The 23,986-nt window shown below is 63.8% G+C and carries 22 protein-coding genes and 1 pseudogene; 17 read left to right on the top strand and 6 right to left on the bottom strand.

The features are described from left to right. The 6 genes from A9W95_RS09830 to lpqB form a co-directional block, all read left to right on the top strand. Positions 1–495, top strand: a 495-nt coding sequence (locus A9W95_RS09830) for a TetR family transcriptional regulator (protein ID WP_067411452.1), incomplete at its 5' end; no start/stop codon positions are given. Positions 496–609: 114 nt separating this feature from the next. Continuing rightward, on the top strand, positions 610–2,088 hold the full coding sequence (ahcY, locus tag A9W95_RS09835) for an adenosylhomocysteinase (RefSeq protein WP_067411455.1): 1,479 nt from the start codon (positions 610–612) through the stop codon (positions 2,086–2,088). Positions 2,089–2,196: 108 nt separating this feature from the next. Next, on the top strand, positions 2,197–2,841 hold the full coding sequence (locus A9W95_RS09840; protein WP_067411458.1) for a dTMP kinase: 645 nt from the start codon (positions 2,197–2,199) through the stop codon (positions 2,839–2,841). 69 nt (positions 2,842–2,910) lie between these two features. Further along, complete coding sequence (gene mtrA / locus A9W95_RS09845) at positions 2,911–3,597, top strand: two-component system response regulator MtrA (protein WP_065160645.1); 687 nt, start codon at positions 2,911–2,913, stop codon at positions 3,595–3,597. A gap of 46 nt (positions 3,598–3,643) precedes the next feature. Beyond that, a complete protein-coding gene (gene mtrB / locus A9W95_RS09850; RefSeq protein ID WP_067411461.1) occupies positions 3,644–5,332 on the top strand; it encodes an MtrAB system histidine kinase MtrB in 1,689 nt (562 codons plus the stop codon). Further along, a complete protein-coding gene (gene lpqB / locus A9W95_RS09855; RefSeq protein WP_156746108.1) occupies positions 5,332–7,089 on the top strand; it encodes an MtrAB system accessory lipoprotein LpqB in 1,758 nt (585 codons plus the stop codon). The genes mtrB and lpqB overlap by 1 nt, the downstream gene beginning before the upstream one ends. A 2-nt stretch (positions 7,090–7,091) precedes the next feature. On the opposite strand, the gene A9W95_RS26145 is transcribed toward lpqB, so the two are convergent. From A9W95_RS26145 to A9W95_RS09865, 4 genes are all read right to left on the bottom strand, one after another. Then, complete coding sequence (locus A9W95_RS26145; RefSeq protein ID WP_082982997.1) at positions 7,092–7,244, bottom strand: BBE domain-containing protein; 153 nt, start codon at positions 7,242–7,244, stop codon at positions 7,092–7,094. Further along, a complete protein-coding gene (locus tag A9W95_RS28215) occupies positions 7,231–7,362 on the bottom strand; it encodes a hypothetical protein (protein WP_256388885.1) in 132 nt (43 codons plus the stop codon). Before A9W95_RS28215 ends, A9W95_RS26145 begins: the two co-directional genes overlap by 14 nt. A 213-nt stretch (positions 7,363–7,575) precedes the next feature. Beyond that, entirely contained in the window at positions 7,576–8,643 is a 1,068-nt protein-coding gene (locus tag A9W95_RS09860; protein ID WP_067411467.1) for an AraC family transcriptional regulator, read from the bottom strand. Continuing rightward, positions 8,636–10,267 carry a long-chain fatty acid--CoA ligase gene (locus tag A9W95_RS09865; RefSeq protein WP_067411470.1) on the bottom strand — a complete coding sequence of 544 codons (1,632 nt, stop codon included), beginning with the start codon at positions 10,265–10,267 and terminating at the stop codon, positions 8,636–8,638. Before A9W95_RS09865 ends, A9W95_RS09860 begins: the two co-directional genes overlap by 8 nt. Positions 10,268–10,625: 358 nt before the next feature. Here A9W95_RS09865 and A9W95_RS09870 point away from each other — a divergent pair, with 358 nt between their 5' ends. The 6 genes from A9W95_RS09870 (at position 10,626) to A9W95_RS09895 (ending at position 17,146) form a co-directional block, all read left to right on the top strand. Continuing rightward, a complete protein-coding gene (locus A9W95_RS09870; RefSeq protein WP_253851612.1) occupies positions 10,626–11,165 on the top strand; it encodes a TetR/AcrR family transcriptional regulator in 540 nt (179 codons plus the stop codon). A gap of 311 nt (positions 11,166–11,476) precedes the next feature. Next, complete coding sequence (locus tag A9W95_RS09875) at positions 11,477–13,105, top strand: acyl-CoA dehydrogenase family protein (RefSeq protein ID WP_067411475.1); 1,629 nt, start codon at positions 11,477–11,479, stop codon at positions 13,103–13,105. A gap of 76 nt (positions 13,106–13,181) precedes the next feature. Beyond that, on the top strand, positions 13,182–13,913 hold the full coding sequence (locus A9W95_RS09880; protein WP_067411478.1) for a PaaX family transcriptional regulator C-terminal domain-containing protein: 732 nt from the start codon (positions 13,182–13,184) through the stop codon (positions 13,911–13,913). Positions 13,914–14,366: 453 nt separating this feature from the next. Continuing rightward, positions 14,367–15,341, top strand: coding sequence for a helix-turn-helix domain-containing protein (locus A9W95_RS09885; RefSeq protein ID WP_256388886.1), 975 nt, complete (start codon positions 14,367–14,369; stop codon positions 15,339–15,341). 27 nt (positions 15,342–15,368) lie between these two features. Beyond that, positions 15,369–16,373, top strand: coding sequence for an alpha/beta hydrolase (locus tag A9W95_RS09890; protein ID WP_253851613.1), 1,005 nt, complete (start codon positions 15,369–15,371; stop codon positions 16,371–16,373). Positions 16,374–16,534: 161 nt separating this feature from the next. Further along, the gene (locus A9W95_RS09895; protein ID WP_253851614.1) at positions 16,535–17,146 is read left to right on the top strand and encodes an SDR family NAD(P)-dependent oxidoreductase; all 612 of its coding nucleotides are present in this window, start codon (positions 16,535–16,537) and stop codon (positions 17,144–17,146) included. Positions 17,147–17,225: 79 nt separating this feature from the next. On the opposite strand, the pseudogene A9W95_RS26150 reads toward A9W95_RS09895, so the two are convergent. Beyond that, positions 17,226–17,950, bottom strand: a pseudogene (locus tag A9W95_RS26150) (SDR family NAD(P)-dependent oxidoreductase). A gap of 363 nt (positions 17,951–18,313) precedes the next feature. On the opposite strand from A9W95_RS26150, the gene A9W95_RS09905 reads away from it, so the two are divergent. The 3 genes from A9W95_RS09905 (at position 18,314) to A9W95_RS09915 (ending at position 20,512) form a co-directional block, all read left to right on the top strand. After that, on the top strand, positions 18,314–19,039 hold the full coding sequence (locus A9W95_RS09905; RefSeq protein ID WP_067411538.1) for an alpha/beta fold hydrolase: 726 nt from the start codon (positions 18,314–18,316) through the stop codon (positions 19,037–19,039). A gap of 93 nt (positions 19,040–19,132) precedes the next feature. Further along, on the top strand, positions 19,133–19,519 hold the full coding sequence (locus A9W95_RS09910; RefSeq protein ID WP_067411489.1) for a cupin domain-containing protein: 387 nt from the start codon (positions 19,133–19,135) through the stop codon (positions 19,517–19,519). A 159-nt stretch (positions 19,520–19,678) separates the two neighbouring features. Then, positions 19,679–20,512, top strand: coding sequence for a bifunctional 2-polyprenyl-6-hydroxyphenol methylase/3-demethylubiquinol 3-O-methyltransferase UbiG (locus tag A9W95_RS09915; protein WP_067411492.1), 834 nt, complete (start codon positions 19,679–19,681; stop codon positions 20,510–20,512). Between the two features lie 20 nt (positions 20,513–20,532). Here the strand turns inward: A9W95_RS09915 and A9W95_RS09920 are convergent, their stop codons facing one another. Continuing rightward, on the bottom strand, positions 20,533–21,711 hold the full coding sequence (locus A9W95_RS09920; protein WP_082983001.1) for an acyl-CoA dehydrogenase family protein: 1,179 nt from the start codon (positions 21,709–21,711) through the stop codon (positions 20,533–20,535). Positions 21,712–22,038: 327 nt separating this feature from the next. On the opposite strand from A9W95_RS09920, the gene A9W95_RS26800 reads away from it, so the two are divergent. Together A9W95_RS26800 and A9W95_RS09925 are read left to right on the top strand one after the other, a co-directional pair. Beyond that, on the top strand, positions 22,039–22,275 hold the full coding sequence (locus A9W95_RS26800; RefSeq protein ID WP_156746110.1) for a hypothetical protein: 237 nt from the start codon (positions 22,039–22,041) through the stop codon (positions 22,273–22,275). 184 nt (positions 22,276–22,459) lie between these two features. Continuing rightward, positions 22,460–23,503 (top strand): AraC family transcriptional regulator, encoded by a 1,044-nt coding sequence (locus tag A9W95_RS09925; RefSeq protein ID WP_067411498.1) that lies wholly within the window; start codon positions 22,460–22,462, stop codon positions 23,501–23,503. Positions 23,504–23,986 lie beyond the last annotated feature (483 nt).

The following is a 23,986-nucleotide window of genomic DNA, read 5'->3' on the forward strand; positions in this document are numbered from 1 at the left end:
GACGTCGCACGGACGGCAGGCATCAGCCGGCAGACCATCTACAACGAGTTCGGCTCCCGGCAGGGCCTGGCGCAGGGATACGCCCTGCGCCTGGCCGACCGCCTGGTAGACACCGTGCACGCAGCTCTGGAAGCCAACGTCGGCGACATCTATCAGTCGTTCCTACAGGGGTTCCGGTCGTTTTTCGCCGAGACGGCGGCCGACCCGCTGGTGATCTCGCTGCTCACCGGCGTCGCCAAGCCAGACCTGCTGCAGCTGATCACCACCGACAGCGCGCCGATCATCACCCGTGCCTCGACCCGGCTGGCCACCGCGTTCACCCAGACCTGGGTGGCGACCAGCGACGACGACGCCAACGTGCTGTCGCGTGCCATCGTGCGGCTGTGCCTGAGCTACGTGTCCATGCCGCCGGAAGCCGACCACGACGTGGCGGCGGACCTGGCGCGGCTGATGACGCCGTTCGCCGAGCGTCACGGGGTCAACATCGTTTCCTGACGGTCCCGTGCCGAGGGCGCCGGGGGCCGACGACTACAGTGGCGCAAGAGCATAACGAAGCTATGTAGTCTGCTCGGCCCCCCGTAAGTTTTCTCAGTAAGGACCAAACACGTAATGACGACGACGGATAACGCGCTCACCCCGGATGTTCGTAACGGCATCGACTTCAAGATCGCCGATCTGTCGCTAGCGGATTTCGGTCGTAAAGAGCTCCGGATCGCCGAGCACGAGATGCCCGGCCTGATGTCGCTGCGCCGGGAGTACGCCGAGGTGCAACCGCTCAAGGGCGCGCGCATCTCCGGGTCGCTGCACATGACCGTGCAGACCGCGGTGCTGATCGAAACGCTGGTTTCCCTGGGCGCCGAGGTGCGCTGGGCGTCCTGCAACATCTTTTCCACCCAGGACCACGCGGCGGCGGCGGTTGTCGTCGGCCCGCACGGCACGCCCGAGGAGCCCAAGGGCGTCCCGGTGTTCGCCTGGAAGGGCGAGACGCTGGAGGAGTACTGGTGGGCCGCCGAGCAGATGCTGACCTGGCCCGACCCGGACAAGCCGGCCAACATGATCCTCGACGACGGCGGCGACGCCACCATGCTGGTGCTGCGCGGCATGCAGTACGAGAAGGCCGGTGTGGTGCCGTCGGCCGAAGAAGACGACCCGGCGGAGTGGAAGGTCTTCCTCAACCTGCTGCGCAGTCGCTTCGAGACCGACAAGGGCAAGTGGACCAAGATCGCCGAATCGGTCAAGGGCGTCACCGAGGAGACCACCACCGGTGTGCTGCGGCTCTACCAGTTCGCCGCGGCCGGGGATCTGGCCTTCCCGGCGATCAACGTCAACGACTCGGTGACCAAGTCCAAGTTCGACAACAAGTACGGCACCCGGCACTCGCTGATCGACGGCATCAACCGCGGCACCGACGCGCTGATCGGCGGCAAGAACGTGCTGATCTGCGGCTACGGCGACGTGGGTAAGGGCTGCGCCGAGGCGGCCAAGGGCCAGGGCGCGCGGGTCAGCGTCACTGAGATCGACCCGATCAACGCGCTGCAGGCGCTGATGGAGGGCTTCGACGTGGTGACCGTCGAAGACGCCATCGGCAACGCCGACATCGTCGTGACCGCCACCGGCAACAAGGACATCATCTCGCTGGACCACATGAAGGCGATGAAGGACCACGCCATCCTGGGCAACATCGGCCACTTCGACAACGAGATCGACATCGCCGCCCTGGAGCGCTCCGGCGCGACGCGGACCAACATCAAGCCGCAGGTCGACCTGTGGACCTTCGGTGACACCGGCCGGTCCATCATCGTGCTGTCCGAGGGCCGGCTGCTCAACCTGGGCAACGCCACCGGCCACCCGTCGTTCGTGATGAGCAACAGCTTCGCCAACCAGACCATCGCGCAGATCGAGCTGTGGACCAAGAACGACGAGTACGACAATGAGGTGTACCGGCTGCCCAAGCACCTGGACGAGAAGGTGGCCCGCATCCACGTCGAGGCGCTCGGCGGTCAGCTGACCAAGCTGACCAAGGAGCAGGCCGAGTACCTCGGTGTCGACGTCGAGGGCCCCTACAAGCCGGACCACTATCGCTACTGACCTGATCTCGACCTGATCTTCAACCGCGAGCAGACGCGAACTCGCACTCTCCGAGCACTTTTCGTGCGACTTCGCGTCTGCTCGCGCTGTCACCGATAGGCTCGCGCCGTGCTGATCGCGATCGAAGGCGTGGACGGCTCCGGCAAGCGCACCCTGACCGACGGCCTGAGCCAAGCCTTCGCGGCGTCCGGCATGACGGTGGCGACGTTGGCGTTTCCGCGCTACGGCCAGTCGGTGACCGCCGACATCGCCGCCGAAGCGCTGCACGGCGAGCACGGCGATCTGTCCTCGTCGGTCTATGCGATGGCCATGCTGTTCGCCTTGGACCGCGCCGCGGCCATCGGGCAGATCGACGGTCTCACCCGTGACCACGATGTGGTGATCCTGGATCGCTACGTCGCCTCCAACGCGGCCTACAGTGCCGCGCGTCTGCATGAAGACGCCGCCGGAGCGGCCGTCGCCTGGGTGCAGCGTCTGGAATATCAGCGCTTGGGGGTGCCCGCGCCGGACTGGCAGGTGCTGCTCGCGGTGTCCACCGAACTGGCCGGGCAGCGCGCCCGCAACCGCGCCGACGCCGACCCCGGCCGCGCCCGCGACAGCTATGAGCGCGACGACGGACTGCAGCACCGCACCGGCGCGGTGTACCGCCAACTGGCCGCCCAAGGGTGGGGTGGACGCTGGCTGGTCGTCGACGCAGCGGTCGATCCAAGCGCACTGGCCGCCACTTTGACGGCCCCAGAACGGCCATTTTGACGGTTTTTGCCGTTACCGAGGAAGAAACGCCCGTGTGGTGCGCCAGTTTTGTCCCGAATCGGTGACACCATGGAGGCCATGAGGCAAAGGATTCTGGTCGTCGACGACGACGCTTCGCTCGCCGAGATGCTCACCATCGTGCTGCGCGGGGAGGGTTTCGACACCGCGGTCATCGGCGACGGCACTCAGGCCCTGACGGCGGTGCGTGAGCTGCGCCCCGATCTGGTGTTGTTGGACCTGATGCTGCCCGGCATGAACGGCATCGACGTGTGCCGCGTGCTGCGCGCCGATTCGGGTGTGCCGATCGTCATGCTGACGGCCAAGACCGACACCGTCGACGTGGTGCTGGGCCTAGAGTCGGGCGCGGACGACTACATCATGAAGCCGTTCAAGCCCAAGGAGCTGGTGGCCCGGGTGCGGGCCCGGCTGCGCCGCAACGACGACGAGCCCGCCGAGATGCTCTCGATCGCCGATGTCGACATCGACGTGCCGGCGCACAAGGTCACTCGCAACGGTGAGCAGATCTCGCTGACCCCGCTGGAGTTCGACCTGTTGGTCGCGTTGGCGCGCAAACCGCGGCAGGTGTTTACTCGTGATGTGCTGCTCGAACAGGTATGGGGATACCGGCACCCGGCGGATACCCGCCTGGTGAATGTGCACGTCCAGCGTCTGCGGGCCAAGGTCGAGAAGGACCCGGAAAACCCGACTGTGGTGTTGACCGTTCGAGGAGTGGGATACAAGGCCGGACCTCCGTGACCCTCGCCTTTACTGGTGAGCGCCGCGATGGGGCAGAGCGGCGGGCGTGATGTGGGGCTCGCGGAGACGGATTAGAGGTCACCGCTGGGGGCGTACCGGCCCCATGACACGCGGCTTGAGTGCGGTTAGTCGGGCAGTCTCGATCGCCTGGCGCCGGTCTCTGCAATTGCGCGTGGTGGCGTTGACGCTCGGACTGTCGCTGGCCGTCATCCTGGCATTGGGCTTTGTGCTGACCAGTCAGGTCACCAACCGGGTCCTCGACATCAAGGTGCGGGCCGCGACCGACCAGATCGAACGGGCGCGCAGCACCGTCAGCGGCATCGTCAACGGCGAGGAAACGCGCTCGCTGGACAGCAGCCTGCAGCTGGCGCGCAACACGCTGACCTCCAAAACCGACCCGGCCTCGGGCGCCGGGTTGGCCGGCACCTTTGAAGCGGTGCTGGTGGTGCCGGGCGACGGCCCGCGCGCCGCCTCCACCGCCGGTCCCGTCGACCAGGTGCCGAATTCGCTGCGCGGCTTCGTCAAGGCCGGCCAGGCCGCCTATCAATACGCGACGGTGCACACCGACGGCTTCTCCGGACCGGCGCTGATCGTGGGATCGCCGACGTCCTCGCGGGTGGCGAACCTGGAGCTGTACCTGATCTTCCCGCTGGCCAACGAGCAGGCCACCATCACGCTGGTGCGCGGCACCATGGCCACCGGCGGCCTGGTGCTGCTGGTCCTGCTGGCCGGCATCGCGCTGCTGGTGTCCCGCCAGGTGGTGGTGCCGGTGCGGTCGGCGTCGCGCATCGCCGAGCGGTTCGCCGACGGGCATCTGTCCGAACGCATGCCGGTGCGCGGTGAGGACGACATGGCCAGGCTGGCCGTGTCATTCAACGACATGGCCGAAAGCCTGTCCCGGCAGATCACCCAGCTCGAAGAGTTCGGCAACCTGCAGCGCCGCTTCACTTCCGACGTCAGCCACGAATTGCGCACGCCGCTGACCACGGTGCGGATGGCCGCCGACCTGATCTATGACCACAGCGCCGACCTGGACCCGTCACTGCGCCGCTCCACCGAGCTGATGGTCAACGAGCTCGACCGGTTCGAGACCCTGCTCAACGACCTGCTGGAGATCTCCCGGCACGACGCCGGCGTGGCGGAGCTGTCCGTGGAGGCGGTCGACCTGCGCACCACGGTGAACAGCGCGCTGGTCAACGTCGGCCACCTCGCCGAGGAAGCCGGCATCGAGTTGCGGGTGGACATGCCCGCCGAGGAGGTCATCGCCGAGGTCGACGCGCGCCGCGTCGAACGCATCCTGCGCAACCTGATCGCCAACGCGATCGACCACGCCGAGCACAAGCCGGTGCGCATCCGGATGGGCGCCGACGAAGACACCGTCGCGGTCACCGTGCGCGACTACGGCGTCGGATTGCGACCCGGCGAGGAGAAGCTGGTGTTCAGCCGGTTCTGGCGCTCGGACCCCTCGCGGGTGCGGCGCTCCGGCGGAACCGGCCTCGGGCTGGCCATCAGCATCGAGGACGCCCGGCTGCACCAAGGCCGGCTGGAGGCGTGGGGTGAACCCGGCAACGGCGCCTGCTTCCGCCTCACGCTGCCACTGGTGCGCGGCCACAAGGTGACCACCAGCCCGCTGCCCATGAAACCCATTCCGCAACCCAACGGTCAGCCGGCCGCCGCGCCGACCGCGCCCGAGCCCAAAGCGCGTCCCCGCGAGCACGCCGAACGGAGCGGCTGATGCGCCGCCTGCTGGCCCTGCTGATGGCTGCGTTGCTGCTCGGCGGCTGCGCGAGTGTGCCCAGTTCGTCGGCTCCGCAAGCCATCGGCACTGTGGAACGACCCGCGCCGTCGAACCTGCCCAAGCCAACCCCCGGCATGGACCCCGACGTGCTGTTGCGCGAGTTCCTCAAAGCCACCGCCGACCCGGCCAACCGGCACCTGGCGGCGCGCCAGTTCCTCACCCAATCGGCGTCCAATTCCTGGGACGACGCCGGTAGCGCGCTGCTGATCGACCACGTCGTCTTCGTGGAAACCCGCGGCGCCGAACGTGTTTCGGCCACCATGCGCGCCGACATCCTGGGCTCGCTGTCGGACATGGGTGTCTTCGAAACGGCCGAAGGGCAGTTGCCGGATCCGGGGCCGATCGAGTTGGTGAAAACCTCCGGCGGGTGGCGCATCGACCGGTTGCCCAACGGAGTGTTCCTGGACTGGCAGCAGTTCCAGGCCACCTACAAGCGCAACACGTTGTACTTCGCCGACCCCACCGGCAAGACGGTGGTGCCCGACCCGCGCTATGTCGCGGTCTCCGATCAGGATCAGCTGGCCACCGAACTGGTCTCCAAGCTGCTGGCCGGAACCCGCCCCGAAATGGCGCACAGCGTGCGCAATCTGCTGTCCCCGCCGCTGCGGCTGCGCGGACCGGTGACCCGCGCCGACGGCGGCAAGAGCGGCGTGGGGAGGGGGTACGGCGGCGCGCGTGTCGACTTGGAGAAGCTGGCCACCACCGATCCGCACAGCCGGACATTGCTTGCCGCGCAGATCATTTGGACGCTGGCCCGAGCGGACATCCGCGGTCCGTATGTGATCAATGCCGACGGCGCCCCCTTGGACGACCGATTTGTGCAGGGCTGGAACACCTCTGACGTGGCTGCCACCGACCCCGGTGTCGCCGACGGCGCCGGCGCGGGACTGCACGCGTTGGTCAGTGGGTCGCTGGTCAAGCTGGACGGGCAGCGGGTGACCACGGTGCCGGGCGCGTTCGGCCGGATGGGGGATCAAACCGGGGCGGCGCTGTCGCGCAGCGGCCGGCAGGTGGCCTCGGTGGTCACCCTGCGCCGCGGCGCGCCGGACATGGCCGCGTCCCTGTGGATCGGTGATTTGGGCGGCGAGGCGGTGCAGTCCGCAGACGGGCACAACCTGTCGCGGCCCAGCTGGTCGTTGGACGACGCGGTCTGGGTGGTGGTCGACACCAACAACGTGCTGCGCGCCATTCAGGAGCCGGCGTCGGGTCAGCCGGCGCGAATCCCGGTGGACTCCAATGCAATCGCCAGCCGCTTCCCCGGTCCCATCACCGACCTGCAGCTCTCCCGCGACGGCACGAGGGCCGCCATGGTGATCGACGGGGAAGTGATCCTGGCCAGCGTCGAGCAGACTCAGGCGGGCCAGTTCGCGCTGACTTATCCGCGGCGGCTGGGCTTTGGGTTGGGCAACTCGGTGGTGTCGTTGTACTGGCGCACCGGCGACGACATCGTCGTCACCCGCAACGACGCCACCCACCCCGTGTCGTATGTGAACCTCGACGGCGTCAACTCCGATGCGCCCGCCCGCGGCCTGCAGATCCCGTTGTTCGCGATTGCGGCCAACCCGTCCACGGTGTACGTCTCCGCGCCCCAAGGGGTGCTGCAGTACTCCGCATCGGCCGCGGAGAACTCGCAGGGGTGGTCGGAGGTGGCCGGCCTGTTGATCGCGGGAGCGGCACCGGTCTTGCCGGGGTGAACTCAAACCTCCCGCTGACCAAGCGGGCTCGGCAGCATATTTGGGTTGTTGTTGAAAATGTTGTCGGGGTCGTACTTTGCCTTGATGACGGCCAGGCGCTCGTACTTGCCGTTCCGATAGACCTCTCGGACGCGGTTGCCGTCATCGACGGCCATAAAATTCGAGTACAGGCCGGCGGTCGATCATGTAGTTCCAGATGCGGCGCGCGCGGTCGTAGGCCGGATGTTGGGCTGCCACCACTTCGCCGGTCAGCCGGCGATTGAGGGCGGCCACCTGCTCATCTGAGAAGCACTGTGTACGAAAAGGTCCCGCGCGACTCACGGGTTTGCTTCTGTGATCGGCACTGGGAGAATTGGCACGATCCCGACGCTACGTAGACGTCCCTTTTGTGCCTAGCCGATTCCCGCAGTGCTATGGACGGAGCCCGCCGAGTGGCTGTTGCGGCCTGGCACTGAGCCGAACATCGGCATCTGGTGGCGGTTGAATCTAGCGAGCGCAGGGCCGAGACGCGGTGTGCAAGGTCGCCGACGGAGCCTCACCGTAGCGCGTCGCGTGTGCGCTAGCGAAGCGGCCAAGGTTGGTGAAGCCCCAACGGTAGGCAACCGATGCGACCGTCACCGTCGACGGATTGGACTCCAACAGCATCTGGTGCGCTCGCCGCAACCGGACCTCTCGCAGATATGCCATCGGCGATGTGTGTAGATGGTGCCGGAAACCTTGCTGCAGCGAACGGACACTGGCATGACTGCGAGCGGCGATCGAAGTCAGTGTCAAGGGCAGATGCGCTTCTTGTTCCATGATTTCGATTGCGGTGCGGATCGTACGCGGCGCAACGAACTCGCCCGCTCCAGCGAGAGCCTCACGGTGCGGATGGTTGGCGGTCAGCAAGAAACCGCGCACCAGGCTTTCGACAAACGGCAACCCCACCAGTGGTTGGTTGAGCAGGTTGTCAGGACCGAAAAGCTGCCTGGCGAGGAGCATCAGCATGTTGACCCAACTCTGGGTGGCCGCGGAGGTGATGGGCACCAGGGGCGCGAAGTCGATTGGGCCTCTCACCTGGTGGCCGATCGCATCGCTGAGAGCGTCATCGACAGCGCAACGATCGAACCTCACGGCTATCATCCGGGTGCCTGTCGCCCAATGCGACTCGGTGTGATCTTCCGGCGTCAACACCGCAGCTGTGGTGGGGCGGGCCGTCACCGTCGAATCTCGACGTACCGACACCACGTCACCTTTCAGGGGCACGAATACCCGGTAGGAGTCACATCGCCGGCCGCGCTCGATCGAGATGTCTGAGCCGACAAAGAGATCGGCAACGGCGAGCGGGCCCATCCGACCCATCCGTTGAGCCAGCGAAAACGAACGTGGGTCGCTCGTCAGCTTGAGATTGGGCTGCCCGCAGCACATCACGGCAAAGTCACCAAAGGTTTGTGCTTTCATCCACGCGTGGCGACCCAAAGCAGCGATCGGGGCTCGGATCGCGACTTTGTTCTCCTCGTCGGTTGGTTCAACGGCCAGGGCTTCCGGCGGCTTCGTGCCCAACAGGTCACTCATGGCAGACGATGACGTCGTATAGGCGGTGGGCGTATGCATTGCGAACGGCTTTCTTGTCGAATTTTCCAACGCTCGTCCGTGGCACCTCGCACATGAACGTCCACCGTTCGGGCAGTTGCCAGCGAGGCACCCGGTCGCTGAGGAAGCCGCGCAGTTCCGCGGCGGTGACGTCGGCACCGTCAGCCGGTACGACAGCGGCGAGCGGCCGCTCCTGCCAGCGTGGGTCGGGTACGGCCACGACGCATGCCTCAATCACAGCCGGATGGGCCATGATGTGGTTCTCCAACTCGACTGATGAGATCCATTCGCCGCCTGACTTGATCACGTCCTTGGCGCGATCCGTCAACGTGATGAAGCCCCGGGAGTCGATGCTGGCCACGTCGCCCGTGGGAAGCCAACCGTCATGAGATCTTGGTGAGCGTTGCTCACCGAAGTACGAAGCAGTAACCCAGTTTCCGCGGACCTCGAGCTCACCGATGGATCTGCCGTCCCAGGGCAACGTCCGACCATCGTCGGCCACGATCCGGGCCTCGACACCACACACTGGCCGTCCCGCGGTATTGCGTAGCCGCCAATGCTCGTTATCGGTGACGCCGGCGGGCGGCCAAGCCACGGCGGCCAACGGTGAAGTCTCGGTCATGCCCCAGGCCTGCCGGATCGGTACCCCGTACCCGTCTTGGAACTCTTTCATCAACCTCTGTGGTACGGCAGAGCCGCCACAGGGGATCAGGCGCAACGAAGAAACGTCTCTGCCAACCTGCCCATCCAAGTAGCGCTTGACATCGTTGATGACAGTCGGCACGGCGGCGGCAATCGTCACTTTGTGTTGCTCGATCATGTCGACCAGCCGATCTGCCTTCAGGTGCCTGTCTGTCATCACGAGGCTGGCTCCAGCCATCATCGCGGAGTAGGGCAGGCCCCAGGCGTTGGCGTGAAACATCGGCACTATCGGCAACACCCGGTCACCCGCAGCGATCGCCATGGCGTTCGGAGTGCACACCGCCATCGCATGCAAATAGGTTGAGCGGTGGCTATATACGATTCCCTTCGGGTTTCCGGTTGTGCCGCTGGTGTAACAGATTGCTGCGGCCGCCGTTTCGTTCAAGCGTGGCCAGTCGAAGACGCTAGGCTGCCCGGCCAGAAGATCGTCATAGCGAACCACGCTCTTGCCGGACACCTGCAAGGCTTCCACGTCGCCGTCGCCCGCCACCACCACGGTGTGCACGGTGTCGAGGTTGGGCAGCACCTGAGCGAGTAGGGGGATCAGCGACTGATCGACGAGCAAAACCCGATCTTCGGCCTGCGTCGCGCAGTAAGCGATCTGCTCGCTGGCCAGACGAATGTTGAGGGTGTGCAACACCGCTCCCATACAGGGCACCGCGTAAAACGCTTCCAGGTGCTCCTGGTTGTTCCACATGAACGTTGCCACCCGCTCGTCTGTGCGGATGCCCAGGCTGCGTAACCCGTGCGCCAATTGAGCTGCACGGCGGCCTATCTCGTCGAACCTTGCCTGGCGATAGCCGCAAACGGTAGCCGTGGTTACCGTCTCGTCTGCGCAAACGGTGGTGCCGTGCCGCAGGATCTCCGTTACCAGCAGGGGAGCCTCCCACATCGTGGTCTTCATAACTACGCCTCTTCCTTGATGGGATCCATGCAGCGACGACGCCGTCGTGGGATTGCCGCACGGTAGTGGACTTACGTCAGTGGTCGGCTACCAAAGCTCGGGCTTGGGCCTCGGGCAGTCCCCGCGGGCTAGCGTAAGTCCACTACAAAGGTGAGTCAATAAAAAAGGGTAGTCAGTTACTTTTAATTGCTGGGTGGTAGCATGCCTGCTCAGGAGAAGCGCCGTACAACGGCCAGTTGAACCTCGGTGCACTCTAAGTTGGTTGCGCGTGATGCGCCGAGCTGGGCGGACGAGGGGAGCCATGGCAGCCGAGATGTCGCTACGCGATCGTAAGAAGGCGCTCACCCGACGCGCGATCTTGGACGCCGCTCACCTCCTGTTCGCCGAGCGGGGGTTTGACAAGGTGACGGTCGCCGAAATAGCCGATGCGGCCAATGTGTCGGTCAAGACGCTCTTCGTCTACTTCCGTTCCAAAGAAGACTTGGTCTTGTCCGACTATGACCTGCTCGACAGGCTGGTGGCGGCATTGGCTTCCAGGCCTAAGGGAACGGCGCCGGTGATGGCCGTGGCCGACGCGGTGATAGAGCACCTCCGCCGGCAACCCGAAGCCGTCGCCGACATGTTTGGTTTACAGCGGTCTTATGGCGAGTCGGCCGGCCTGCAGGCCGCGTTGCTGAGGCGATGGTCCGTCTTCGAGGATCGCATCACCGAAGAACTCGCTCGTGAAGCGGGACGGCCCGCGACGGCTACGATGCGGTTTCAGGCCATCCAACTCGTTGGACTCGTCCGCTGCGCCACATCTGCAGAGCTGCGAGCAGAAATCGACCCGAGTGATTCTCGAAGCGCTAACAAGATCGCCCGCTGGGTCCGCAGCGCCGCCCGCAGTGTGGGCGGCTGACTCTAAGCCGACCAGTCAGCGTAGGTAGTACACCGCTCCATTACGATATCTGGACAGGTGTATGCAATCCGTAGTGTTAATCACTACGTAATCAAGCACCTCATCGTCCCCACTTTCGATACCCGAATGAGGCGTGTTCAGACAAGCGAACCGACGCATCTTCGCGTCAAGCACTTGTAAGGACGTCGTCGGCACTTTCCGGATGGGTTGGCGTCCTCCCGTCGGCCCAGGGGGCCGCTGCGCCAAGGAGAGGCGGGGATCTCGGCTTACACTATCTTGCATAGCTGTAGAAAAAGCGTAATATCAGTGGCATGTCTGACACTCACGTCGTTTCAAATCAGGTTCCGCCGCTCGAGAACTTCAATCCGGCCAGCTCTGCGGTGCTCGTGGAGGCCCTGGTTCGCGAGGGCGGTCAGTGGGGGTTGGAGGAGGTGAATGACGTTGGGGCGCTTGCCGGCAGCCCGGAGGCGCAGCGGTGGGGCGAGCTCGCGGATCGTCACCGGCCGGTTCTGCACACCCACGATCGTTACGGCCACCGCGTTGATGAGGTGGAGTATGACCCGGCTTATCACGAGTTGATGCGTGCAGCGATCGGGCATGGGTTGCATGCGGCGCCGTGGGCCGACAACCGGCCCGGCGCGCATGTGGTGCGGGCGGCGAAGACGAGCGTGTGGACCGTCGAATCCGCGCATATGTGCGGGATTTCGATGACCTACGCCGTCGTCCCGGCGCTGCGGCATAACCCCGAGTTGGCTGCGGTCTACGAGCCGTTGCTGACCAGTGGTGAGTACGACCCCGAGCCAAAGCTGGCCACCATCAAGGCCGGCATCACCGCCGGCATGTCGATGACCGAGAAACAGGCTGGTTCTGATGTGCGCGCGGGCAGCACCCAGGCCACCCCCAACGCTGATGGCAGCTACAGCTTGACCGGACACAAGTGGTTCACCTCGGCGCCGATGGGTGACATTTTTTTGGTGTTGGCGCAGGCGCCGGGCGGGTTGTCGTGTTTTCTGCTTCCGCGGGTGCTGCCCGACGGCACACGTAACCGGATGTTGTTGCAGCGCTTGAAGGACAAGCTCGGCAACCACGCCAACGCCTCGAGTGAGGTGGAGTACGACGGGGCCATCGCGTGGTTGGTGGGCGAGGAGGGCCGCGGTGTGCGGACCATCATCGAGATGGTCAACCTCACGCGGTTGGACTGCACGCTGGGCAGCGCCACCAGCATGCGTACCGGGCTGACCATGGCCATACACCATGCTCAGCATCGCAAGGCGTTCGGGGCGTATCTGATTGATCAGCCGCTGATGCGCAATGTGCTGGCCGATTTGGCGGTGGAGGCCGAGGCGGCCACGATGGTGGCGATGCGCATGGCCGGGGCTACGGATCGGGCGGTGCGCGGGGATGTGACCGAGGCGCTGCTGCGCCGCATCGGGCTGGCCGCCAGCAAGTACTGGGTGTGCAAGCGGGCCACCCCGCACGCCGCCGAGGCGCTGGAATGCTTGGGTGGCAACGGTTATGTCGAGGATTCCGGGATGCCCCGGTTGTTTCGGGAGGCGCCGCTGATGGGCATCTGGGAGGGCTCGGGCAACGTCAGCGCGCTGGACACGTTGCGCGCCATGGCCACCCGGCCCGAATGCGTGGAGGTGTTGTTCGCCGAACTGGCCCCAAGCGCCGGTCAGGACTCGCGGCTGGGCGGCCACGTCGAGCAGCTGCGCCGCGACCTGGCCGACACCGAGACCATCGCCTACCGGGCCCGCAAGGTCGCCGAGGACATCTGCCTGGCCCTGCAGGGCTCGCTGCTGGTGCGCCACGGGCACCCCGCGGTCGCCGAGGCGTTCCTAACCACCCGGCTCGACGGCCGCTGGGGCGGCGCGTTCGGCACCCTGCCCGACGGTCTGGAACTGGCCCCAATCCTCGAGCGCGCCCTGGTAAAGGGATGAGTCCGGCGAACCGGATTACGCCCGTGGCACAGCTTATTTCGAATTAACCGCCCATTCGTGTTGAGAGGTATAGGTGATGCCGGATTCTTTCGACCGGCTTACGGCTCGCTCGGTCATCCTCAGCCTATTATTGGGCCTTCACCCCGCATCGGCCACCTCGGCTGAACTGATACGCCTGACGTCTGAGTATGCGATCACCGAGGCCGCGTTGCGTGTAGCACTCACCCGGATGGTGGCCAGCGGAGACTTGGTCCGGTCCCCGGACGGCTATCGCCTGTCAGACCGGCTGCTGGCTCGGCGCCGGAAACAGGACGATGCCCTGCGGCCGCCGACTCGTGTGTGGCGCGGGGCGTGGGTAACGGTCGTGATCACCAGCATCGGCATCGACCCCCGCATTCGGGCTGATACGCGAAGGGACCTGTACGACAACCGATTTGCTGAATTGCGCGAGGGCGTGTGGATGAGGCCCGACAATCTCAAGCTGGAACTGCCCGTCGACCTCGAAGAGCGGGCGCGGATCTTGTACACATACGACAATGCACCTGCTGAGCTCTCCGGCATGTTGTGGGATCTTCCCGGGTGGGCGGAGGGCGGCCGACGACTACTTGATGAAATGGCCAACGCTTCAGAGCCGCTTGAACAATTTATTGCTGCTGCAGCCATCATGCGGCACTTGATGACAGACCCGGTGCTGCCTGAGAACCTACTGCCGGCCCGCTGGCCGGGCAACGAGCTCCGCACGGCATACGCCGAATTCGCCGCTGAAGTGAACGACCGCCGCTATCAATCCGACGTTGTGGCGACGTAACGAACCAATCGCAGGGACGGCGCGGCGATCTCGAATCGCGGTGTCGTCTCGTCGTCAACGTACCGAACCCGTACCGCAGCCTCGCGATCGATCGCTCAGTTCCGGGTGCGGCGTTCGGCGTGGTAGTCGTGAAAGCGTTGGGCTGGACAAACTTCTGTACGGCTCATGGATTTGGTCTTGGTATCGCCAATGGTTCGACGGCACGGTCTCGACGATAATCGGTATGCCGACGGACTGCCTGGCCGATTAGCGCAGTGCTTTGGACGGTGCGCGTAGAACGGCCGTCACGGCATGGCGCAGCAAACTCACCGGCGCTAACGTCGCGTGCGCGGGTGTGGAACAGGAGATCTGCGAACGGTGAGTGAAGGCGACCGAGCGGAAGGACGGCCGGCGGCGGACACTGCAAATTCGCACCTATGGACGCCGGCGAAAGACTTCAATGATTTTGCTCTGGTGTGCTGCGGCGAGCCTCACCTGAATTCGTTGACGGACCCCGATGAGTTTTCACTCATGCATCGGGTGGGCCGGATGGGGCTGGTCACGGTCTCTGAAATCGTCCTGGGCGCTGAATTGTCAATGGACGCCGGCGAGCTGTGCGGTTCCTATCGGATAGTGGTTCCGCTATCCGGACACATCGAGGGGGTGTATCGGGGGTTCTCTCTTACCACCGGGCCTGGTGTGGCGTCCGTGTATCCCCCAGAGGGCCACACCGCAGCGCGTTGGACCGCAGGAAGCAGATTGATCTCTTTGAAGATCGACCGCTCGGCAGTCGACGATGCGCTCAGCGACGCACTCGGTCAGCAGGTGACGTGGCAACCTGACTTCACACCCGTCATGTCCACCACTGCGGCACCTGCCCGCAGCTGGATCACCATGGTTGCGCTGCTCAAAGAGCAGCTATTCCGGCCCGACACGGTGCTGAACCAACCGCTGGTGGCATTGCCTTTCGTTGACAGCCTGGTGCGCGGGTTCCTACTCGCAGCCGAGCATCCGCACCGCGACGCCCTCATCAGAAACGAACGGCTGGGCGCCCCCCGAGCTATCCGTACCGCGGTCGAAATCATGGAAGCAGAGGCAGGTCTGCCGTTGACGCTCTCCTCGATCGCGGCGCGCTGTCACGTCAGCGTTCGTTCACTACAGCAGGGATTCCGACGTCACTTGGGCACTTCGCCGATGGCGTATCTGCGCGAGGTCCGGTTGAGACGAGCCCATCATTGCCTGCTCAGATCTGACCCGTCAGCGGTTACGGTCGCCTCGATTGCTTATCGGTGGGGATTTAGCAATCTCGGCCGGTTCGCCGCCGCCCACGCGGCTCGTTACGGCGAGACACCGACCGAGACGTTGCGCCGCCCGGCTTCCGGCCGTTCCGGTGGCGCGGCCACTTCGCGTGAAATGACCACATCCCCGCGCAGCGCGGCTATCCGGTGAGCGGTTGCAGGCCATAGCCTCGGCGCCGTGGCTAGCTACGCGCCTTCCGACCGTGACCCCGCCAACACGAAAGCGCGCCTGGACTTTTGGATCGACGCCCAGATAGCTCAAGCCCTGAGCCCCTTACTGGCAGCTGCCGCGATGGTGAGTCGACCGCCGCTCGGGGATTGGCAGACCCGGCGTGCCGTCATCGGACGTGCACTAGACCGCGCCGCACCAACATTGCTGCCTGTCAACGGGATCGATGTGGGCGAATACGCGGCCACGGCCACCGACGGCACACGGCTGCCGTTGTTCCTCTACACCCGCGCCGAGACGCGTCGGCGCGGCAGCGCCGCGCTTTTTCTGCATGGCGGCGGGATGATTCTGGGCTGGCACCGGAACTACGAGACGTTGGCCCGGGCGTATGTCGCATCGTCCGGCGTGCCGTTGTTGTCCGTGCATTATCGAGTCGCGCCCGAGTATCCATATCCCACTCCCGTCGAAGATTGCTACGCGGCACTCGTATGGCTGGCCGAGCACGGAAGCGACCTCGACATCGACCCGCAGCGCATCGCGGTGATGGGCGGTAGCGCGGGCGGCGGGCTTGCCGCCGGTGTAGCTCTGCTGGCCCGGGATCGAGGCGGCCCGCCACTGGCACAGCAGCTGCTATTCGCCCCGATGCTCGACGATCGGACCGCCGCCCCAGATTCACCACCGCAACCCTTCCTGACGTGGGATTACGACGACAACGCCACAGGTTGGACGGCATTCCTCGGAAGCATGGGCGGCACCGACGAGGTCTCGCCATACGCCGCGCCTGCTCGCGCCGACGATCTGTCTGGTTTGCCGCCGACCTACATCGACGTGGGTGAATTAGACATCTTCTGGGACGAGGACCTGACCTATGCCAAGCGACTTAGGGCGGCGGGCGTGCCTACGGAGTTTCATCTCCATGCCGGCGCTCCCCACGGCTTCGAAATATTCGCACCCCAGACCGATCTGGCGCGACGAGCCACGGACGACCGCATTCGGCGACTCCAGTCTCTGTAGTCCGCTGCACCCGGCTCGACACAAGCAAACCAGGAACCACTTGATGGAAGGGCGGATCCGTGAAGCGACGCGCGCTTGTGACTGGGGCAAACGGGGGAATCGGTGCAGCCGTCTGCGATCGCCTGCGTGCGGAGGGTATAGACGTCCGCACGACAGACATCGTGGGTCCGGCTGATTTCGTGGTCGACCTACCCGCCGGCGCTATTCCGCAATGGGTCGTTGACGACGTCGACATCTGCGTGGCGGTGGCAGGCGTGGTTGACACCTTCGCTCCGGCGCACTCAATGTCATCCGGAAAGTGGCTGCGCGATATCGACGTAAATCTCACCGGCACTTTCTACGTCATTCGAGCGTGCCTCCCGGGCATGCGAGAACGCCGCTTCGGCCGTGTAATAGCAATCTCGAGCATGGCGGGCCGCATGGGCGCGGCTGGTAAGGTCGCCTACGCCGCATCGAAGGCCGGACTTCACGGGATGATGCGAACGATCGCCATAGAAAATTGTGGGCACGGGATAACCGCGAACTTGGTGCTGCCGGGCATGATCGCGACGTCCAAGATCATGGCCTTGCCTCACTGGGACCAAGAGCGTATCCGTGCCGCAATACCCAGCGGTCGATTCGGCTGCCCGGAGGAGGTGGCCGATCTTGTTGCCTTTCTTGCCCGCGACAGCGCCGGATACGTCACGGCACAGGAAATTGGCATCGACGGTGGCCTGGAGCTGAATACGTTGTTCGTTGGTCCCACTCACTCGCCGCCCGTAATTGACCAATAGGAACTTCAGCTACCGCCTAGATCCAGGCCACCAACCATGGCATGCGACGGATCCTTCGACAGCTGAGCGTCTTTCAGACTCAATCCAGCCACGCGACGACCTCCGATACCTCGGTCCGGAGCCAGGTATTGCTGTTGGTCGCCGTCGCTGCCTCTCCGCTTCAGCGGGACGGGTGGAAAGCTAGGAAGGTAAGCCGGGTACTGCCCGAGGAGGTTGCTAATCGGCTCTGCATCGTCCGTCATCGGCGACTGGACCGCGTACGGGTGTATCGAATTGATTCGAATCCCATACTCCCCGAGCTTAATTGCCAACGAATTGGTGATCCCCACCAAACCGTGCTAGGAGGCCGAATAGTGACCATTACCCGGCGCCGCCCTGAGCCCCCTCACGCTACGCCAAGTGCCTGACAGATTGACGTCGATGACGGTGCCTCACTGTTGGTCGGACAACTCCCACAGCCGTCCCCAACTCAATACGCCGGAATTCGCCACCACAACGTCGAGCCCGCCGAACTGCTCGACGCCGTCGTGTACCAAGGCACTGAGCGCGGCGCTATCGCGGACATCAGCTTGCGCGATAGTATTTTCCGAGCACGATCCTCGACCGCGTCCACCGTCGCCGCGAAGTCTTCGGGCGTCGCCGGAGGGGAGCGGACGGTATCGCACACTGAGGCGCATATATCCAGCGCGATAATGTCTGCGCCCTCGCTCGCCAGGCGGACGGCGGGGCGCTCTTCTCTGGCCGCGTGCGGCCCCGGACGATAAAGGCAACTTTCCCATCTAGGGTGCCTCCCGATGTTGGCATGGCATTCCTTTCGCTATCTGCTGTGCTAGGCAGCGCATATGCCGCAGGCGTGAACGCGCCGATGTCCGCCGTTGATCTCCAAGCGGGTCAGCGTCTTCCGGCGCTCACACCGTTGTGGAGCGATCAGACGATTAGAGAAGTGAGCTACGACCTCAACCTAGAGCTCGAGTGAAATTCGGGGTAGCCACTGCACGCAGACCTCTGTTCTGGCCACGCAATTCGCACGGATACACACCTGGTGCGTCTACCGGCCATCATGGTGCGCTCAGCGGCTAGGTGTGGTGTGGTGGCGAGACCCTATCGTCGTGGTCATGCCCGATGAGTGCTACTTCGAGACCGACGTCGCGCGCCGAGGAGCTGTTGATGTCTGACGATCCGGCACGTCTGAGACCCACCCTGGTGTTCGTCCACGGCGCGTTTCATCAATCATGGGTGTGGGAGCGAGTTATAGATCGTCTCGCGCTACGGGGGTGGAACACGCAAACCATTGACTTGCCAAGCGTTGGCGCCGAAATGCCTACCCGCTCAGGGATGCTCATTGACGCGGACGCCATTGCCAAACTACGGCGGCGAACTGGTGTTCCGCAGATCGTCATCGCGCACTCGTATGGAGGAATCCCAGTTACTCAGGTCGTGCATGAGCTGCCCGAGGTGCGCCATATCGTTTATGTTGCGGCATTCCAGCTCGACATCGGCCAAAGCCTCCTCGGTGCCGTCGGTAATCGAATCCCGCCCTGGTGGATAGTGAACGGCGACATCGTCACCGCGGATCGCGCCATCGACATGTTTTACAACGATGTCCCTCCGGGGGTCGCCGCCTGGGCCCAAAAGCGCCTATTGCCCTCTAGCTTCGCCGCCTTCACCGAGCCATTGACTGCGGCAGCATGGCGACACATTCCGTCCACTTACATCGTGTGTGAACGCGACGTATGCCTTCCTCTGTCAGTACAAGAAGCTATGGCGCAACGCGCCGGACAGGTTCATAGTCTTCCAACGGGCCATTCGCCCATGCTGGCACAGCCCGAGGCTTTGGCCGAGATGATCAATTACATTGCCTTAGACAGCATCTGGCGGACAGTGACAGAATGATCATCGATCACACAAGTCGTGTTGAGTCCGATTTATGACCAGCTCCGATGAGGTGAGGCATTCGGCAACATGGGCCCTGATGTATGGAGAGCGATGCGCCTACCGGCCAGGCCTACCGTCAAGGCGCCGGATGGCTCGGATGTGCGGGTACTGTTGGCCACGACACGTGGTAGTTGCGCGCACTTCGAGCTCCCTGGGGGCCAGACGTCAATGGCTGTGGTGCACCGAACCGTCGACGAGATCTGGTACTTCCTCTCAGGAAGGGGTCAGATGTGGTTGGCGCCTGATGAGGGCGACGGTTCGGTAATTGACGTCATGCCAGGAGACTGCTTGACCATCCCGGTAGGTACGCGCTTTCAGTTCCGTGCGTACGGCACCGCACCGCTAGCAGCTGTCGGTTTGACGATGCCCCCATGGCCGGGAGAGGACGAGGCCATCGTCGTCCCTGGGCGGTGGGCGCGTTGTACTGCGGCCCGGTGATGTTGCGGGGCAGTCGCTTTGGGCGCTATAAGCCATAGGTCGGTGTCGGTGCAATTCTCGCGCGACTTGCAGGATTTCCTCCTGGCGTCGCTATCCCGTTCGTATGTCCTCAATGTAAACATTGACTAGACGAAGACCGACCGAAGGAAAGCGTTGGTAATGCTCGACACGGACACTCAGATGAAACTTATTGCCAACCAGCGTAACTGGGATGCTCGCGCCCCTATTCACGCGCGCAGCAGGTTCTACGGAATCGGCAACCGCAACCCGATGAGCTGGTTTGCGCCCTTCGAGTGGCGTGACCTCGGCCAGCTCGAAGGTCGTGAGGTCCTGCACCTGCAATGCCACTTGGGCACAGAGACAATGGCGTTCGCGCTCAAGGGCGCACGCACCACCGGACTGGATTTCTCTGCTGTCTCCGTGCAGGAGGCGCAGCGGATTGCGCGCGCTGCCGCCCTATCAATCGAGTATGTCTGCGCCGACGTGTATGACGCGGTCGAAGCGTTGGGTGGGAAAAGGTTCGACATCGTGTACACCGGTAAAGGTGCACTCTGTTACCTACCCGATCTGGCGGCGTGGGCACAAGCCGTAGCGCTTCTCCTCAAGCCTGGCAGTTTCCTGTACCTGGTGGAGTTTCATCCGCTGCTTAACGCGCTCGGGCCAACGCCATCTCCCGGCATGTCTGACGAGTTTGTGATTCGCCACGACTATCTCGGCGGACGCGGCGCCATCGAACGCGACACCTGCCATACCTACACTGACGGTCCGGTGTTGCCTGGCGACACTCTGCACTACGAGTGGCCGCACGGCTTAGGAGAAGTCATCACCGCCGTCGCACGAGCCGGATTTACGATCGAAACCCTAACCGAGACCAGCCTCCTTCCCTGGCCGCGCTGGGCCTCGATGGTTCGAACCCACGGTGGGTGGTTTGGGCTGCCGCAAAGCGAACCCCGATTCCCAGTCCTGTACGCGCTGAAGGCAACTAAGCCCTGAAGCAGAGGCCCGTGGACGGCTCAGTAGACGGCGACCGGTGGCTGCGTGCCGAAATACAATGCTCCCGACCACTCCCACACTCGCTTCGTGGTCAGCGCGTGCTGGGCGACCATGTGGAGGTCACGGAACTGCTTGTGCAGCGGCGACGAACGGTGCAGCGCCCCCGCACCAATCGCGTCGATTAACAGTTGTACCGCGTCGCGGCAAGTTGTTCCGGCGTAGACGACAGCACCCGCCCAACGGGCGCGCTCGTCGAACGAAAGGTCGTGCCCTTCTTGCAAGGTAGCGAAGACCCGACCGAGTGCGTCGTAGACGTAGCTACGGGATGCGCCGATCATGGCCGCCGCCCGCCCTAGACCGGCCAAGACGACCGGGTCCTCCTTTCCTGGAAGGCCTGTCACCTTACTAATCTTGTTCTGCAGCATCTCTCGCGCGTTGTCCAGCGCTTCGGCGGCAACGCCAAGCGCCACACCGACACCACATGCAGGCAGTAGGCCATACCAGGCATATAAAGGTTCGGGCCGCCGGCGATGTCCGGGACGAAATGTGTATCCCTCTGGAACGTAGGCATTTTCGATCGCATAGTCGTGGCTACCGCTGCCGGCGAGTCCAACCGGGTCCCATGTGTCGAGTATTTTCCAATGTTCGGCCGGCAGGATCGCGACTCTGTATTCAGGCTTGCCCGACTGATTCCGAAGTGGCTTTCCGTTTTCGCTGACTAGTGCGCCCCCGGCGATGACGTCGGCGTGGGTAACCGCGCTGCCGAACGGCCACCGGCCCGACAAGCGGTAGCCGCCGTCACAGACCTCAAGGGTGCCGGCCGGACCTTGGAACGCCGCACTGATCATGTCGAGTTCGGGGTAGAGGGTACGGGCTACAGACTCATCGAGGTACGAAGCGAAGAACCCGCTTTCCATGCCGATCATGGCGCACCACGCCGCCGAAGCGTCTGCCCTCGCCAACCGCTCGATGACCTCGACTTGTGCGCAGACGTCGAGTTCGGGTCCGCCCCAGGCCGCAGGCATCGCCATCCGGAACACACCAGCCCACCGCATCGCATCCACGACGGGTTGGCTCAGACGACGGGCGGTTTCTGCTTCTTCACTGTGCTTCCGGATGACGGGGTCAATCTCATTCACCCGGTCCCAAATTGCTGATGCATCCGAGCCGGAGACCAAAGGATCACCAAGTGTGGACACAAATTCGCCCTCCTTCGATGTCGTTTCTCACCACTCCGAGAACGCTAGGGCGGCAAGTCACGTTCGAATATCCACGCTGCGCAGAGGCCCGTACCACGAGCGCAAACGTTGAAATCCATGCTCAGATGAGCTCGAGATCGCCGCTTCGGCTGCGGATGGCGGCTCGTCACATCGCGCAGGGTTCTAGCCAGAACGCGCATTTTCCACATCGCGGATAGCGGGCGGGAATTAGCGGAGCTATCGTCATATGCGCAGTGGATGAGACATGACTAAGAAAGTGAGAGAGGCGACGGAGTGACGCAACGTGCATCAGCGGACGCTTGCGATATGCACTCCTGGACGCCGGTGACGAGGTTCGACGACTTTGCTGCGTCGTGCTGCGGCCGGCCCCTCCTCCATCTGGTGAGTGATCCGGAATCATTCGCGCTGAGGCAGCGGGCGGGCCGCATGGGACCGGTCAACCTAGCAGAAATGGTCGCCGATTCCGAGGTCTCGATGGTGTGCGGCGACGGCTGCAACAAGTATCAGGTGTTTGTGCTGCAGTCGGGCCGCACGGAGTTCTAGGTAGGGGTGAGTCAGTCGTGGGAAAGCCCGACACTCCCGCCGTCTTTGCGCCGCACGGTCGCGGCGCTACGCATCGGGTGGCGGACGCCAAGCTGACCTGCGTGAAGATCGACCATTTAACTGTTTGCGATGTACTCAGCGACGCTCTGGGTCGGCAGGCTCCTGCGGGAAAAAGGAAAGTCCGATGCGCATGAGAGAGCAAAACGCGCCGGCCGTCCGGATGGAGAACAACGACCCGTGGGTCACCGTGCATTCGTTGGGCGACTTTTGGGAGCTACGCCGAAGCCAACCGGAGTCATCATGGTGGCCAGATATTGGCCCGCTGAACGATATTAACTCGTTCTCATTCACCCACCGTAGGCGTCGCCTCGGTCCGATTACCGTCTTAGACGTTGATTTTCACGACGAAGTCTGGGTGAACGGCGGTGAACTTCGTCCCCACTACCACGTCACCCTGCCGCTCGCGGCTTCTTCGGTAGGCACGGATAGCAATGTTCCAGTGGCGGCACGTGGCCCGGTCGCGGTGTACCGGCCGGAGGGCAAAGCCGGCGTCCCTGATTATGCCGGCCGCTTACTGGCTGTGATGATTGATCGCTACGCCGTCGAAGACGCTCTCGCAGATGCGATCGGGCGCTCGGTAAGTTCCCAAATTGACCTGGAACCCCTCATGCGGACCACAAGCCCGGCCGTCCGTAGCTGGATCACCCTGGTGTCGCTGTTCACCGAGCAGCTGTTCCGGCCGAGCAGTATCCTGCATCGGCCCATGGTCGGCATTCCATTCGCCGAGAGCTTAGTCCGGGGCCTGTTGTTAGCCGCAGACCACTCCTACCGCGGGCCCTTGATTGGTGAGCCGATCGACCCTCCGCCGCGCGGTATCCGTATGGCGATCGACATCATCGAAGCTGAAGCGCATCTACCGCTGACCATCTCGGCGCTAGCCGCGCGCAGCTATATGAGTGTGCGCTCCCTCCAGCAAGGCTTCCGTGCTCACCTCGGTACCACACCCATGGCGTACCTACGGGATGTCCGGCTCCGGCGTGCCCACCAGGAACTTCAAGCGGCCGATCCATCGGTCGATACCGTGGCGTCGATCGCATTTCGGTGGGGCTTTGCCAATTTGGGGCGCTTCGCCGCCGCGTATGCAGCTCACTACGGTGAGCGGCCTGCCACGGCGCTGCGCCGGCCAGCCGGCCCTACAATCAGACGACCGTCAAGGTTTATCGCCTAAGTCATACGTCAGCCTCGGCGTGGGGGAGAACCTCAGCTGTATCTCCTAAAATCTCTGATCAACTGCACGGCGACAGATGCCGAAGCGATTCGTGTTTCCTCGATCGCCGGGCAAGTCCGCTCTGACCACCGCCGAACTCGTGATCATTTCCAGCACCCGAGCGGTGGCAACGAACACGCTTCCGTTCCAGCTCGCAAGTAGTTCACCCGCGTTGTCAGCGTTAGGCAGCCGCAACCCGTCACAAAGATACCGCAGTGTGCCGCGGCTTGGTCGAGCATCTCGGCGATAGCCCCATCGCTGAGACTCACGAATGAAAAGTGTTGCGGGCCAGAACCGTAGGGGCACCTGGAGGGACTTCTCTGAACCGTGATCCTGACTCAAGTCTAGCGTTCAACGAGGAAAGGTTAGGTGGCAGTGAGTCATTCGCTATCGCGATCCACTCTGTTTCGGAAAGTGCTGAGCCGGTTTCACCGAACAGACGCC

This window comes from Mycobacterium sp. 1423905.2 (assembly GCF_001673155.1).
In the GTDB taxonomy this organism is placed as follows: domain Bacteria; phylum Actinomycetota; class Actinomycetes; order Mycobacteriales; family Mycobacteriaceae; genus Mycobacterium.